The sequence below is a fragment of the Streptomyces sp. NPDC005820 genome (genome assembly GCF_040630255.1).
Taxonomy (GTDB): domain Bacteria; phylum Actinomycetota; class Actinomycetes; order Streptomycetales; family Streptomycetaceae; genus Streptomyces.
Genome location: NZ_JBEXXE010000023.1, coordinates 19,280 through 32,740 on the forward strand (window position 1 = coordinate 19,280; position 13,461 = coordinate 32,740).

The 13,461-nt window shown below is 68.4% G+C and carries 10 protein-coding genes and 3 pseudogenes; 5 read left to right on the forward strand and 8 right to left on the reverse strand.

The genetic code is table 11. From position 1 onward, the window contains the following. Window positions 1-12: 12 nt before the first annotated feature. A pseudogene (locus ABZ464_RS27015) lies at window positions 13-656 on the reverse strand (site-specific integrase); the annotation flags it as partial. Between the two features lie 108 nt (window positions 657-764). Next, a pseudogene (locus tag ABZ464_RS27020) lies at window positions 765-1,661 on the reverse strand (site-specific integrase); the annotation flags it as partial. Between the two features lie 830 nt (window positions 1,662-2,491). Here ABZ464_RS27020 and ABZ464_RS27025 point away from each other — a divergent pair. Continuing rightward, window positions 2,492-3,238, forward strand: coding sequence for a hypothetical protein (locus ABZ464_RS27025; protein ID WP_359280519.1), 747 nt, complete (start codon window positions 2,492-2,494; stop codon window positions 3,236-3,238). 599 nt (window positions 3,239-3,837) lie between these two features. Beyond that, window positions 3,838-4,281, forward strand: coding sequence for a hypothetical protein (locus tag ABZ464_RS27030; RefSeq protein ID WP_359280521.1), 444 nt, complete (start codon window positions 3,838-3,840; stop codon window positions 4,279-4,281). Window positions 4,282-4,565: 284 nt separating this feature from the next. On the opposite strand, the gene ABZ464_RS27035 is transcribed toward ABZ464_RS27030, so the two are convergent. The 4 genes from ABZ464_RS27035 to ABZ464_RS27050 all read right to left on the reverse strand — a co-directional run bounded on the left by ABZ464_RS27035 (window position 4,566) and on the right by ABZ464_RS27050 (window position 7,291). Further along, the gene (locus ABZ464_RS27035; RefSeq protein WP_359280522.1) at window positions 4,566-4,895 is read right to left on the reverse strand and encodes a hypothetical protein; all 330 of its coding nucleotides are present in this window, start codon (window positions 4,893-4,895) and stop codon (window positions 4,566-4,568) included. A 213-nt stretch (window positions 4,896-5,108) separates the two neighbouring features. Continuing rightward, window positions 5,109-5,462, reverse strand: coding sequence for a hypothetical protein (locus tag ABZ464_RS27040; RefSeq protein ID WP_359280523.1), 354 nt, complete (start codon window positions 5,460-5,462; stop codon window positions 5,109-5,111). Window positions 5,463-6,002: 540 nt separating this feature from the next. Further along, window positions 6,003-6,302, reverse strand: coding sequence for a hypothetical protein (locus ABZ464_RS27045; RefSeq protein WP_359280525.1), 300 nt, complete (start codon window positions 6,300-6,302; stop codon window positions 6,003-6,005). 464 nt (window positions 6,303-6,766) lie between these two features. Beyond that, window positions 6,767-7,291: an SMI1/KNR4 family protein gene (locus ABZ464_RS27050; RefSeq protein WP_359280527.1), complete on the reverse strand. Its 525-nt coding sequence runs from the start codon at window positions 7,289-7,291 to the stop codon at window positions 6,767-6,769. Window positions 7,292-7,432: 141 nt separating this feature from the next. Here ABZ464_RS27050 and ABZ464_RS27055 point away from each other — a divergent pair, with 141 nt between their 5' ends. Further along, entirely contained in the window at window positions 7,433-7,978 is a 546-nt protein-coding gene (locus ABZ464_RS27055; protein ID WP_359280528.1) for a hypothetical protein, read from the forward strand. A 50-nt stretch (window positions 7,979-8,028) separates the two neighbouring features. Here ABZ464_RS27055 and ABZ464_RS27060 read toward each other — a convergent pair whose 3' ends face one another. Both ABZ464_RS27060 and ABZ464_RS27065 read right to left on the reverse strand, forming a co-directional pair. Then, window positions 8,029-8,304, reverse strand: a complete 276-nt coding sequence (locus ABZ464_RS27060; RefSeq protein WP_359280530.1) for a barstar family protein — start codon at window positions 8,302-8,304, stop codon at window positions 8,029-8,031. Window positions 8,305-8,420: 116 nt separating this feature from the next. Beyond that, complete coding sequence (locus ABZ464_RS27065; protein ID WP_359280531.1) at window positions 8,421-10,691, reverse strand: Dyp-type peroxidase; 2,271 nt, start codon at window positions 10,689-10,691, stop codon at window positions 8,421-8,423. Between the two features lie 328 nt (window positions 10,692-11,019). Between ABZ464_RS27065 and ABZ464_RS27070 the strand changes: the two genes are divergently transcribed. Together ABZ464_RS27070 and ABZ464_RS27075 are read left to right on the forward strand one after the other, a co-directional pair. Continuing rightward, window positions 11,020-12,912 (forward strand): galactose oxidase early set domain-containing protein, encoded by a 1,893-nt coding sequence (locus ABZ464_RS27070; RefSeq protein ID WP_359280533.1) that lies wholly within the window; start codon window positions 11,020-11,022, stop codon window positions 12,910-12,912. 171 nt (window positions 12,913-13,083) lie between these two features. Beyond that, a pseudogene (locus tag ABZ464_RS27075) lies at window positions 13,084-13,461 on the forward strand (hypothetical protein); the annotation flags it as partial.

Consider the following 13,461-nt stretch of genomic DNA (forward strand, 5'->3'; position numbering starts at 1 on the left):
ATTCCTGCGTGCTTACGACTGCTGCGGAGTGCTCCCGAAGATGCCATCCATGACCACGGCACCGGTCTGGATCACGGGCCGAATCTGCTTCCGGTAGACCTCCTCTGTGACGGCCGTACCGGAGTGCCCGACAAGCCGGGAGATCTCTTCCAGCGGCACGCCGCGGTCGGAGAGCAGCGACACGAAGCTGTGCCGGAGTTCCCGCGGCGTCCACTCGTCTCCGTTGATCCCGTCGACGTCCTTGAGCGCCTGGCGGAAGGCGCGGCGGACGTTGGCAGCGTCGAGCGGCTTGCCGACGGCCGAGGAGAAGACGAGCCCGTGTTCCTCCCACTTGTCGTCAGCGGTGAGTCGATCCCAGCCCTGCTCTTCGAATTGCTGCCAGAGGGCCTCGACGCAGCGCGCCGGCAGGGCGAGGGTGCGCCGGGACTTCCGGGTCTTGGTGTCCCCGGTGCGCCGGACAGAGCGCCAGACGGCGATGTGGGGAGGCTGCGGCGGGTCCATGTCGGGACGGCCTTTCAGGAAGACGTGGTCCCAGGTGAGGGCGCGCAGTTCTTCAGTCCGGGCCCCGGTCAGCAGCGCGAGCACGATGTACGCGTGCATCGAGGTTCCTCGGCGCCCTTGAGCACGGCCTCAGCCTGGGCGAAGGTGAGCGCCTTAAAGCGGGTGTCGCAGGTTCGAATCCTGCCGGGGGCACCAGGCAAAAGGCCCCGGACCGATCATGGTCCGGGGCCTTTGACATCCACTTTTGACATCAACGAAGGCGGTCACGCACGACCGGGGCGCCTCTTCCTGTTCCTCAGCAGCCGGTCCATGTGGCTCATGGCTTCGCGCTGGGTGTCCTGGACGACGTGGGTGTACACGTCCATGGTGATGCTGATCTGGGAGTGGCCGAGGATCTCCATCACGACGCGGGGCGCGACTCCGGCCGCCGTGAGGAGGGTGGCGGTGCCGTGGCGGGCGTCGTGCAGCCGGATGACGCGGAGGCCGGCGGACTCGGCGACGTGGGTGAAGGAGCGGTAGAGGTTGCGCGGCTCGACGGGGCGGCCGCTGCGGGTGGCGAAGACGTAGTCGGAGTCCTGCCACTTCTCCCCCGCCTTGGCGCGTGCGGCCGCCTGCCGCAAGCGGTGCCAGCGGAGGGGTGCGATGCAGAGCGCGGGCAGTGGGACAGCTCGGCGACGGCGGCTCTTGGGGTCGTCGTCGTACAGGACGCCACGGCGGCGCTGGACCTGGTGACGGACGTAGAGGACGCGGTTGTCGAGGTCGAGGTCCGACCAGCGGAGACCGACGATCTCTCCCCCGCGGAGCCCCATGGCGATTGCGAGGACGAAGGCCGCGTAGAGCGGGTCCTTGCGGGAGGCGGCGAGGAAGTCGAGCGTCTCGTCGAGGGTCCAGGGGTGCAGCTCGGGCGTGGCTGTGCGGGGTGGCTCGACGAGCTTGGCGACGTTGCGCGTGATGAGTTCCTCGCGGCAGGCCGAGGTCAGCGCCGAGCGCAGAACTCGGTGCGATTCCTTGGCGGTTGCGGCGGTCGTCTCCTTCTCCAGGCGGACGAGGAACCGGCGGACATCGGCGACGCCGAGGGATTCGAGCCGCTTGGTACCGAGGAGCGGCACCAGGTAGAGCCGGACATGCGCCTCGTACTTGTCGAAGGTGCTGAGCTTCCGCGCCCACAGTGGGTAGGGCCGGAGGCCATGAGGTGATCACCGCACGGCGGCAGCACGTCACGGCAGTGCCTCCGGCGGGGGGGGCGCTCAGGCTCCGAGATGGCGGGGGCGCCGTTCGCGAGTGCCGGCCGTGAATGGCGTGCGCTGGAGGCTCCCATCCCGTCTGCCATCGCCCCAGGCAGACGGGATGGGAGCTGGGGAGCGTGGTGGGCTGAAGAGAGTGGGGCGAGTGCGGGTTGAAGACACCGCCTGTGCCACACTCAGGAGGCCCGATTTCGGGCATACCTGACTCGGGAGTGCGCATGAACCCGCGCCTTAAGAGACTCGGCAACGGCCTGATGAGCTGTGTCGGCACAGCTTGGTTCGGCTATCAGGCCCTGTATGGCGAGGGAGCGCTACGGTACGCCTCCATCCTCTTGTTGATCGTAGGCGCGGCGACGGCCACAGGCGCAGTCCTCGATCACTTCCGCCCTCGGCCGAAGCGGCGACGGGCACATGAGCGGATTCTCGGAGCCGAGGGCTCACGGGCCGCAGGAGAGCCGACCAAGGCCCAAGACGGGCCCTAGACCGGAAGGCTGGGAAGCCCTTAGCGAGCCCCCCGTGCCCCACGCGTGCCCCATCGGGCGGCGACCGGCAGGGAGTGGCGGGGAACACCGGGGAGCAGGCCGAGAAGGCGCACGTCAGCGACTCGCCAGCTCAGCCCGGATCCGCATACGCGATCTTCCAAACTGGTGACATGCCACACATGCGCCAGCCGCCTACGGCAGGACCGCAGACCGAGTAACTGGCCGGACGGGAATCGTGTCAGAAGTCTGGTCTAGGTTTGGCCTGTGAACCACAGCCGCTCCAGCGCCGGGGCGCCCCGCGAGCCTGACTTGCCGCCCTACCAGGTAGTCCTGGCGGAGACTGATTGGGGTTCGCTTCAGACCGCTTTCGGGAACGGTGAGGACCTTCCCGAAGTCCTGGCGCGGCTGTTGGAGCCCGATCCCAAGGTTCAGGTCGCCGCTTTGTCGGAGCTGGGTGAGCTGGTCGGCCGCCAGAACACCATCTACGAAGCCACCGCCCCCGCCGCCATGTATGTCGCCGGCATCCTCACCCACCCGGCGGCTATGACCCTCCGCCTCTATCGCAACGTCCCCATCCGCGCGACGCTGTTGAACTGGTTGGTTTCCGCGGCCTACGACGCCTCCGACAAGATTGTTGGCCGCACGGAGCAGTACTTTCCTGGCTTCCTCACCCACGACACCACCGTGGCGGCCTTCCGGGACCTGTGCCCGATGCTTTACCGGGCTGTCGCGCCCTTCCTGCAGGACAGCCAAGAGGACGTGCGCGAAGCCGCGGTCATCGCCGCGCTTATCCTCGCCGAACACCCCGCGCTTGCCGAGCACCGCGATCACCTCGCCGAGCACGCGCGCCGCATCCTAGACACCAGCAGGCACGACCCCAATCGGCGCGTTGCTCGGAAGGCCCTCGAAGCGTGGGGCCACGACGTCCCCGACCCTGACCCTTTCCGGGAGGAGCCCTGGGATTGGGGGCCACACAGCGATGGCCGCGGCGATCTCGAACCTCCCTTCTGACCCATACGCGCACGGCCCACCGCCGGGCCACTGCAGGTGAGAGACCAGCCCAAGGACGCGCGGCCAGCCGAGTTGCTTCGGGACGGAGAGCGGTCGTGCCATATCCGTGCCATATCCGTGCCATAACGGAAGGGGACTCACGGGGAATCGGGGGGCACAGGGGTACGGGCTGCCCGACTCCGCGCAAGGTAGGGAACGCGCAGGTCACGCCCCACATCGCCCAACCTCGCTCCTAAAGCGGATGTCGCAGGTTCGAATCGTGCCGGGGCACAGAGAAAGGGCCAGCTCAGGGGGCTTCCTCCCAGGCTGACCCTTCGTCTTGTTCGAGGCCGTGGTCGAGCAGCTCGGCAGGTAACGAGATGGTGCGGATGCCGATGGCAGACTTCGGCGCCTTGTCGAAGAGGCGACCGTCCTGCAATTCGGCCTGAGACCCGGCGGACGCTGACGGTCATGCCCTCGCGTCGACGTCTCGGCGGCGGATAGGGCGAGTTCACCGAACCGCAGAGGGGTGAACCCGGCCAGGAGGATGAGCAGCCGATAGCGCGGGGCGATGGATCGCTGAAGTCGACGCAGCAAGCAGCGAGCCCTAGCCTCACACCATGAGTGACGCGGTCGACGCAGAGGATGCCGTCAAGAACCGCTGCCTGAGAGCAGCCCGCATGCTTGCCCCATGCGTGAGCTACTTCGTCGAACGGGTGTCGTTCGGGGCCGTGGACGACGGCGACTGCGTGGATGTCTTCCTCAGGGAGGGTCCGCACAAGCCAGACGTCGTGATCTCGCTTACCTCTCTGCACCACGTCGAGACAGGAGACTCGATCGCAGTCCAAGGCTCCTTCATCGACGAGATCTTGGTCGAGTACCTCCCGCGGCTGCCACACCCGTGGCCTGACGATGCCATCGGTCTCATCGACCGCTCCGCCGATCTCCCCGAGTTGGTGCGGCTCCGGATCGCAGGGCCTTCGGAGGTCGATGTCGTCGCATCCTGCCTCACCGTGTACACCGCGATGAGCGACGACGAAGCAAGCTTGCCGCTACCTGGATGAACAAGGCCCAGGCAGTTGCTGTACCACAGCGAAGTACAGCAACCACCGCGACCGCGGCCAACCGCCGGCAGCCTCACGCGACCGTTTTTCCCCAGCCCGGCAGGCCTCAGCGACCGTCGCGCCCATAATTGGCATCGAAGAGGTCGTGCCAGAACCGTGCCAGATCGTGCGGGGAACAACGGAGAACGGCGGGGACAGGGCCGTCGGCCAGTTGACTGCCGTAGCCGCTCCGCCGCAGGTCAGCCCAGCAACCGCCCGAAAAAGACCTAAGCTTCCCAAGCGGTTCAATGCGAAGGCACGAAGTTGGCGGACTGGTCGAGGTAGAAGGCCGAGCCCGAAACCGTCGGAGTCCAACCCTCACGCAGGGCGAGCCGAACAGCCGCGGCAACACCGGACGGCAGTACAGGCTCAGCCTCGCGACCGATCCAGTTGCTCGGATGCGGCTGGTCGGTGGTGACCACGAGCGTCATGCCCGGGGTGTCCGCATGCTCGACCGCGTACGTGCACGGCGACCAGGCCAGCCCCTGGGAGTACGTCGGCCTGCCTCGCAGCCGCCAGCGGTAGGCCGTGCCGTAGACAACGATCCGTCGTGATCCCTTGCGAACGAACGCCATGACTCCCCCCTTCAACCGCAACGATGCCAGCGAGCTCGGGCCCGCCCGCCGTCTCAGTTTCCGTCTCATTCAGCACCGTTCACGGCCGTTCAGACGAGACCATAGCGCGTAGCCGCTCCCGCGTCCGACCGCCCATGAACGCAGGTGAACCGCCCCGTCCAATGCCCCTGGGGCCACCAACACAGTTGGAAAGCGTGTTGGCCGTGCGCAGGTTCAGCAGGCCGAGTCTGGTTGGGACTGCCGTACGCCAGTGCACGCCACCAGCGTGCTGCCGTCCGCGTCGAGAAACAGCATGAAGATCCACGATCCGTCGGCAGTCCTGATCTGCCCCAATCGAACCGGTCGGCCGTATAGGCCGAGGCGTTGCACGGCCCGGGCCAAGCCGGAGGTCTCGATGCCCCTCCGAAGGGTGTGCCGGAGTCGGCGCCCGTAGACCGTCGCGAGTGACTTGGGTGAGGTCGTTCCGTCCCAGACGACGTATGAAGCGCCGGCGCGGAGTGCGGCGAGAGCGGCCGCCGACGTGTCGTCGCCACCACCCAGCAGCCGTTCGAGCTGCTGCCGTTCCATGGCCCCACCCTGAGGCATAGACGAACCTCGTATCGAACCGCTCAGCAGATGTCAGCCCACCTGGCCCGGCTCGAACGGGCTGGTCCCCTCCACAACGGGCCGGTGCTGCGGGTCTACAGCGCGCCGGCCGACGCAGGCAGACTCATGGTAGGACGGCCGTCAGCGCCCTTGCACCGGTGTTTCCCACACAGCAGATGGAGCAAGGCTGAGTGTCTAACTGCGTGACAACGCCGACGGACAGCGGCGAACAGCCGTGAACGACCACGGACCATCCGCACAGGTGGGAGCTACCCCAGCCCAGGGCAGCGCCCCCGCCCAAGTTGCTTCGGGACGAAGAGGTCGTGGGTTCAAATCCCGCCACCCCGACACAGGGCAGAGGCCCATTCACGTGATCGTGAATGGGCCTCTGTCGTGCGTGCAGCAGCGGAGTACGGCAACCCTGTGTCCGGCACAGCCGCCGTCCTCAATCGAAAGGGCGGCCTGCCGACTCGCCCGCACAGTGATGGGGCCACCGAGCTAAGCCCATGGCAGCCGCATCGGCTACGGCTGGGCAGCGAACCGCCTGCGAACCAACACGAGAGCAATCCAACCCAGCAGCAGCACGAGGGCCCCCACCGCGGGCCACTGGCCACCCATCAGAACGCCGAATGCTGTCAAGGAAGCACCGAACATGGCTATGGCCGCAGCGGCCGACTCGGCTCGAAGCTGTGGAGCAGAACGCTTGCTCGCCGAAGGCTTGACAAGCTGACGGCCAAGGAAGACCTGTATGGCGTTGATCACGGCTAGCAGAGCGGCAAAAGTACCGAGGACGCCGGAAGCGAGCACGAAGGCGAAGGGCATGGCGTGAAGCTACACACGTAGAAGTCGAACTCGACGCTCGGGTCAGGACGCGCACGAAGGCCAAGATCCACCGACAACCGGTGGCACGGACGTGGCCCGTGCCAGACGCGTGCCATATCGTGCGGGGGAACCACGGGGAACAGCGGGGAACAGCGGGGAACCGGTCGACCGGCCCCCAGGCGCCTGCGCCCTTCCGCCGCCGGTCAGGGCCGGAGCAAGCCTCAGCTGCCCTTAGCTTCCCGAGCTGAAAATCGATGGCTCAGTACGGCCGCGGAATCCCGCGCTCCTCCAGCGCAGCCGCATAGTGCGTCAGTAGTGCATCCGGGCCGGCCCTCAGCCGGCTCGCCGCGCTCGCACGCCACCATCGCTTCGGCCAGGTCGCTGCGGAGGATGTGAAGGGAGTCGCCCTGGATCAGTACCCCGGGGAACCGCCGACCGGGTAGACGGGCGATGCGACCGTCGTATCAGGCATCGGAGTGGTAGCGGGCGTCAGGAGTGGGCCAGGCACGGGCCATGAAGGGGGGCCGGTCGACGTGGTCGAAGCAGCGCACCAGGAAGTCGCAAAACGTGCCCGCAGTCTCGAACCAACTGTTGCATTCGCTGCTGACGACGATGCGCCACTCGTCAGGGTCCGGCTCGATCGCGAGGAAGTAGTACTCGCCGCCTTGCTCGTCCGAACCCCAGGAGATGAGGCCGCCCGGATCGGGGTGGAAGGGATACGGATACAGATCCGGGGCGCTCAGTCGCACCCGGCGCCGGTCCTCCAGCGACCACAACCGGTCCAACTCTGTGGCGTCGGCTTCCAGGGGACGGCTCAGCGACAGGTAACCGGCGATGCTCCCCGGCCCGTACAGATCCAGGAACGCCTTGTAATCCGAAGGCAGCCCGACACCGAGATACTGCTCGGACGCCGTCCACAGACACGGCCTGGCCCAGCCCCAGGTCACCGGTTCGCCCAGCAGCACCCTGAGACGGTCGAGCGACGACATGGCTCCCCCTCCTCTCCCCTGCGTGTGGTCTCCTCCAAACCGTCGGCGTCCCCCAGGAAACACCAGGTGAGAGCCATGCTCCTCGGGAGGGGAACCGGGAATCGGTGCGCCTGTGGCATGGTCATGAGGAAGAGTGTGTGCATGATGCGACCTGCGCGTGTGTTGTTTCCTCTTCTCCTGCTGCCAGTTCTCCTCACAGGATGCGGCGCGGACCAGAGCGGCGGGGCGGCCGCCGACAGCGGCGATCTCGACGCCGCCGCGCGTGGCTGGGGCGTCGCGCCGGAACTCGTCTATGTCACGAAGGTCTCCGGGTACACCGTGTTCCAGCAGTCGGTCGGCGCGTACGACGACGAGTTCGTCGCCGCGTATCGGTCCGAGAAGGGTGCCACCAAGTTCGGCCTCTTCGTAGGGCGCGGCACGCTGACAGCGGAGAGCTGCCCGAAGCAGCCGCTGGGCGAGGTGTCGGACAAGCCGGTCACCTGTGAGCGCGACGGTGACGCCTGGTATCGCAAGGCAGGTGGCAGCCACGAATACGCGGTGCCCGACGGCGGTGTGGTGATTCATCTGATCGCCGATGTGGACAAGGTCGACCGTGCCGTTCTGCGTAAGGCGGCCGAGGCGGCCCACCGCCCGGACGACGCCGAGTTGGCCGCACTGCTGCCGACCACCGACGGCGCGGACAGCTGAGAGGGCCATGCTCACTCATCGCGGTGCCCTCACTGCCCCCCATGGCCTACTCATTCCTGCCCGTACTCGGCGATGAACTGTGGGCGGTACTCGTCTCGGTAACGGTCGAGTGCGTCTTGGAGCATGGCGGCCCCCTGCGGAACTACTTCGACGAGCCGGTCCCAGCCCAGAAAGCGAAGGCGGTCCGGGATCTCGACCAGGCCGGTGATCGCGTCCCAGAAGGCGGCCCAGTTCATGCCGTAGAAGTCAGGGAAGCGCAGCTCTCGCTTCAGCAGGAGATGCAGCATGCGCTCATCGGCTGTCCCGCCGACATCGATGGTGACCACCGCGCCATGTTGCCATCCCCTGGCGGGATCTGTTGAAGAGCAGGTCAGAGGGCCCTTTTCGGATCGGTGAGGGCCCTCTGGTTCGGCTGGGATTCTTGTTCGGTGGGGGGTGGGGGTCAGGTGGTCAGGGATTTCCAGAGGGTCAGGGGGCGGTCCTCGATCGTGATCTGGTCGTTGTGGGCGTGGCCGTCGGCGATGGAGATGATGCGGTAGTTCTGCTGGTGGAACACCCAGAACAGGCTCAGGCCGTTGATGCGTTGCATGTCCGGTACGGCGAGGAACTCGTCCACGCGGGAGATGCCGGCCAGTGACTGCCACAGGTTGAGCGAACGGTCGCCGCGTTCGATGACGTCGTTGTGGGCGGAGCCGTCGGCGATCGAGATCAGGCGGTAGACCTGCTGTCCCAGGGTGGAGTGGAAGAGCCAGTAGTGGCTCTTCCCGTTCTGGCGTTGCATGTCGGGTACCGGCAGGAAGGCGTCCACCTGCGCGATCCCGTTGAACGAGGCCCAGGCCGAGATCGGCCGGTCGGGCGCGTCGAGGGCGGCTGCCGCGTCGGGGGCGAGTCCGGACTCCGCTCCGTCCGCGACCGAGATCAGCCGGTAGACCTGGCGGCCTTCCACGGTGTGGAACAGCCAGTACCGGCTTCGGCCGCCCACGCGCTGCTCGTCCGGCACCGGCAGGATCGCGTCCACCTTCGCCACGCCGGCGTAGCAGGGCCAGGTGGCCAGGGGCCGGTCGGGGCGCTCGACGACGTCCCTGTGCTCGTCGCCGTCGGCGATGGAGAGGGTGCGGCAGACCGGTCCGGCGGCGCCGGTCCCGTACGCCCAGTACCAGCTCTTGCCCTTGTCCCGTTGGCGATCGGGGATGGGGAGGAAGGCGTCGGTCGGCCGGACCGTGGCCGGGAGTTTGTCGGTGAGGCGGCCGTCGCCGAGCAGCCGCAGCGTGGTGAGCGAGGGGGCGAAGGCGTAGACCGAGCCCTCGGTGGTGACGAACTGGTGGAAGCTCAGCTCGGTCGTCGCTCCGGGGCTCTCGAAGGAGACCGTGCCCGTGGGGCCGACCATCGGGTCGGGGCCGGGCTTCGCGGGGCGGTTCGGCGGGAAGTCGACGTTGTTGATCCAGCTCTTCTGGATGAACTCGAACTGCTCGACCAGGTCCGCCTGGTAGCAGACGAAGAGCAGTCCGCGCGGCTGGTCGGGGCCGCCGGGGCCGTCCGAGGCCGGGTCGAAGGGCGCGCCGTAGGGGCTGCCGCGGCGGATGATCCGGCGTCGGTCCATGACCGGGTTCTCGGGGAACGGGTCCGCGCCGGGCCTCTCCTGCAGGCCGTCCCGGGGGTTGGTCTTGCGCAGGTGGGAGAAGAGCGGGGTGGTGAACCCCTCCGGGTCGTTGCGGTAGCCGAAGTCGTTGTCCTGGCCGGCGAGGGCGTTGTCCGGCATGTCGGCGTGCGGGCACTTGGCGACGGGCGTGCCCGAGCGCCAGCGGCCCACCAGGCGGGCGGCCAGCCATTCGGTGGTCGCCTCGTCCGGCACCACCTTGGCCTTCCTCAGGGCCTTCAGTTGCGCGCCGACCTGGGCCCACCAGCCCGGGACGTCCTGACCGAGCCGGCGCACCACGTGGAAGCTGCCGTTGGCCGCCCACTCGGGCATCTCGTCGTACGGGATCCCGCCGATGCGGTCGTGCCCGATGACGAACTCGCCGGGCGGGATCAGCCGGGTGCCCGGGTGGTCCTTGACGTACTCCGGCTGCTTGGGGTCGGGCTCGTCGAAGCCGATGACGCCCGGCTCGCTGACCCCGTCCTTGAAGCCGAAGTGCTCCTTTCCGCGGCGGGAACCCGGCAGCGTGGCGCCGTTCTGCTGGAAGACGATCACGATCTTGGCCTGCGCGGCTGCCTCGCGCTGGGTGGTGAGCGCGTCCTGGAGCCCCTCGGCGGTGTCGGAGGCGACGGTGATCACCGCGTGCACGGTCTGGCCCTTGCCGTCCCCGAACAGCCAGTTCTCGGGTGAGCTGTCGCCGGTGTCGCCCAGGGAGCGCTTGTGGGACCCCTCCTTGAACGCCTCCCAGGTGCCGCCCTTGCGCACCGTGGGCAGGGGGTCCTTGCCGCCGATGAGGACCTTCAGGCCCTCGTAGGTGAAGCTGACGTTCGTCCAGGTGGCCTTCAGCGCCTGCGGGTCGCCGCCGCCGGTGGCCTGTCTGGCCTGGCGGAACGCCGCGTTGAAGGTGGCCACCTGTCTGGTGGTGGAGATCTGGGAGGCGAGCCGCTTCACCCAGGTGCGGGCCCGCGCGGGGTCCTCGAACTTGAGGAAGAGCAGGGTCATGCGGTCCTTCTTGAAGCCCGCGATCACATCGCCCTGGATGTCTTCGCTCTGACGCAGTGTGAGGTCTTCCGTCACGTTTTCTCCTTGACGGTCGCATATGCCATGAGGATCCTCATAGTAATCGAATAACTACGCTACGTGATCGATGACAGGGCGGGGGAATCTCCGGGTCGACCGCGTCGCGATCCGTCGCGATCCCGCGCCGTGGCGCATAACTCCAGCTCCGCACGGGTTCTGACCCGCTTGGCCGTCGAGAGGTCACCCACCTGCCCGGCATCGCGCGACAGCGGCCGTCCGGCACGCGAACACTGTGAGTAGTCACTTGGTTGTGCCGCGTGCCTATGCCGTGCGCCTACGTCAGGTGCGCGCCCCGGCCCCCTCTCTCTCGCAAGGAGTCAGCCCCATGTCCCCCAGGAACCTGCCCGGTCCCCCGTCCAGACGGATGCTGTACGCGACGATCTCCGCGTGCGCCGTCTCCGCGCTGACGCTCACCGTGCTGTCGTCCGGCGCGGCCGCCGCCCACGAGCACGGCGGTGACGCACCCTCGGCCGGCCGGACGCAGGTCGACCCGGACGAGGCGACGGTCATCGGCAAGGAGCACGCCGAGGAACACGCCGCGACCAGGAAGGCCGTCAAGGCCGTCGGCGAGTACCCGCAGTCCACCCGCACCGAGCGGCTCAAGGCGCTGACGGCATCCCAGGCCAAGGTCAACGCGGACTTCGACGCGCTGGACGCCGGCCGGTTCCGGGAGTACTTCGCGTCCCCGGACTTCGCCGCGCACATCGCCATGCTGCCCACCGGCAAGGTGCTGCTGTTCTCCTTCGAGCGCATCGAGACCAACCCCCAGAAGGAGCCGGCCCCGACCGACACCATCGGCAAGGAGAACGCGGGCCGCGCCTACCTGTGGGATCCGGCCAAGGGCACCGGACCGGGCTCGTTCACCAAGGTCACGCCGCCCGTGATCAACATGCCGGACGGGCTCGACCAGCCTCGCCCCGCGCCGTTCTTCTGTGCCGGCCACTCCTTCCTGCCCAACGGGATGCTCGGCGTCTTCGGCGGCAACCTCGGCGGCAACGGCGGCAGCGGCGCGAAACTCTCCCTCGTCTTCGACCCGTGGGAGGAGAAGTGGTACCAGAACCAGGACATGGCGGTCGGCCGGTGGTACCCGTCGGTGGTGACCGGCGCGGACGGGCGGCAGCTGATCATGTCCGGCCAGTCGGAGCTCGGCTGGGGCACCCCCACCCCGATCGTCGAGCGCTTCCCCGCCCTGAACAAGCCCGTGCCCACGGCCAAGACGGAAAGGCCGCAGGGCTGGGCGGTGGAACGGTTCAGGGCCGACGCCCCGTTCAAGCGGGACTACCCGCACCTCTTCTCGCTGCGCGACGGCAAGATCTACGGGCTGGGCCGCAACCCCGAGCAGCAGTGGAAGTTCGACCCCGCCGCCGAGACCCGGACGGACCTGGCGCCCCGGCCGGACAACATGCCGCGCAACTACGGTTCGGCCGTGCCGCTCCCGGCCGGCTTCAAGGGCCCGGACTCGGTGCTGGTGCTCGGTGGGGACCGGGACGACCCGAACACGTATCAGCTGGTCGGCGGCCAGTGGAGCAAGGAGAAGGCGAGGGCGTTCGGCCGTACCCAGGACGACACCCTGCTCATGCCGGACGGGACCCTGATGACCGTCAACGGCGCCTTCGACATCCGTGACTACGGCAACGGGCCGTACAACCCCAACGCGGACCTGAAGTACCGCCAGATCGAACTGCGGGACGAGAACGGCAACTGGAGGCTCGGCCCGGCCCAGCGGCTGCCGCGCGGCTACCACTCCAACGCGGTGGTGCTCCCGGACGGCCGGGTGATGGTCACCGGTGACGAGCTCCAGCAGCTCGCCAACGACCCCGACATCACCGACGACATGAACGGCAGCATCGAGATCTACGAGCCGGCCTACCTCCAGCAGGGCAGCCGCCCCCACCTCGGCACCGTGTTCAACCCGTCCGTCGGGTACAACGACAAGATCACGGTGAGCAGCAACACGGCCTCCGAGGTCACCCGGGCCGTCCTGCTGGCGCCGACCACCGCGACGCACTCGGTCAACACCAGCCAGCGCCACCTCGACCTGCGGATCAAGAGCCGCAGCGGCAACTTCCTCGAACTCCAGGCACCGCCGTCGGCCAATGCCGCGCCTCCCGGCTACTACATGCTCTTCCTCCTGAACGAGGAGGGCGTGCCGAGCACCGCCGGCTGGGTCCAGGTCAAGCCGACCTCGGGCGGCCAGACCCCGGGCGCGAAGCAGTGACGGCCTGACTCGGACGCCCCACCCGCGAGCCCCACGAACGGCTCCGCCGAAGCCCCGCCCAGATGCCTTCTGAGCGGGGCTCCTTCGGTTCGGGGAGGCGGGGAGGCCGCGGGGGTGGGGGCGGGGTGTCGGCTGGGGGGGGGAGGCGAGCGGTCTGCGTGAGGAGGGGCGGTGGAGGCGGTGGAGGCCGTGGACGCGGTGGAGGCTGGCGGGTCGAGGACCGCGGCGGAAGCCAAGGGGTCGAGGACCGCCGTGGACGCCGTGGACGCCGTGGACGCCCGCGAGGCGAGAACCGCGGCGGAGGCCCGCGAGGCGAGAACCGCGGCGGAGGCCCGCGAGGCGAGGACCGCAATGGAGGTCGACGGGTCGAGGACCACGGTGGAGGTCAACGGGTCGAGGACCCAGTGGAGGTCGACGAGGCGAGGACCGCAGTGGAGGCCCGCGAGGCGGGAACCCGGCGTGGACGCCCGCGAGGCGGCAGCCCGGCGTCGAGGCCCGCGAGGCGGCAGCCCGGCGTGGACGCCCGCGAGGCGGCAGCCCGGCGTCGAG

Excerpts from the sequence above, each read along its gene's own strand:
- ABZ464_RS27030 (WP_359280521.1), top strand. The coding sequence starts at position 3,838 with ATGAGTGACGCGGTCGACGCAGAGGATGCCGTCAAGAACCGCTGCCTG.
- ABZ464_RS27035 (WP_359280522.1), bottom strand. The coding sequence starts at position 4,895 with ATGGCGTTCGTTCGCAAGGGATCACGACGGATCGTTGTCTACGGCACG.
- ABZ464_RS27040 (WP_359280523.1), bottom strand. The coding sequence starts at position 5,462 with ATGGAACGGCAGCAGCTCGAACGGCTGCTGGGTGGTGGCGACGACACG.
- ABZ464_RS27045 (WP_359280525.1), bottom strand. The coding sequence starts at position 6,302 with ATGCCCTTCGCCTTCGTGCTCGCTTCCGGCGTCCTCGGTACTTTTGCC.
- ABZ464_RS27050 (WP_359280527.1), bottom strand. The coding sequence starts at position 7,291 with ATGTCGTCGCTCGACCGTCTCAGGGTGCTGCTGGGCGAACCGGTGACC.
- ABZ464_RS27055 (WP_359280528.1), top strand. The coding sequence starts at position 7,433 with ATGATGCGACCTGCGCGTGTGTTGTTTCCTCTTCTCCTGCTGCCAGTT.
- ABZ464_RS27070 (WP_359280533.1), top strand. The coding sequence starts at position 11,020 with ATGTCCCCCAGGAACCTGCCCGGTCCCCCGTCCAGACGGATGCTGTAC.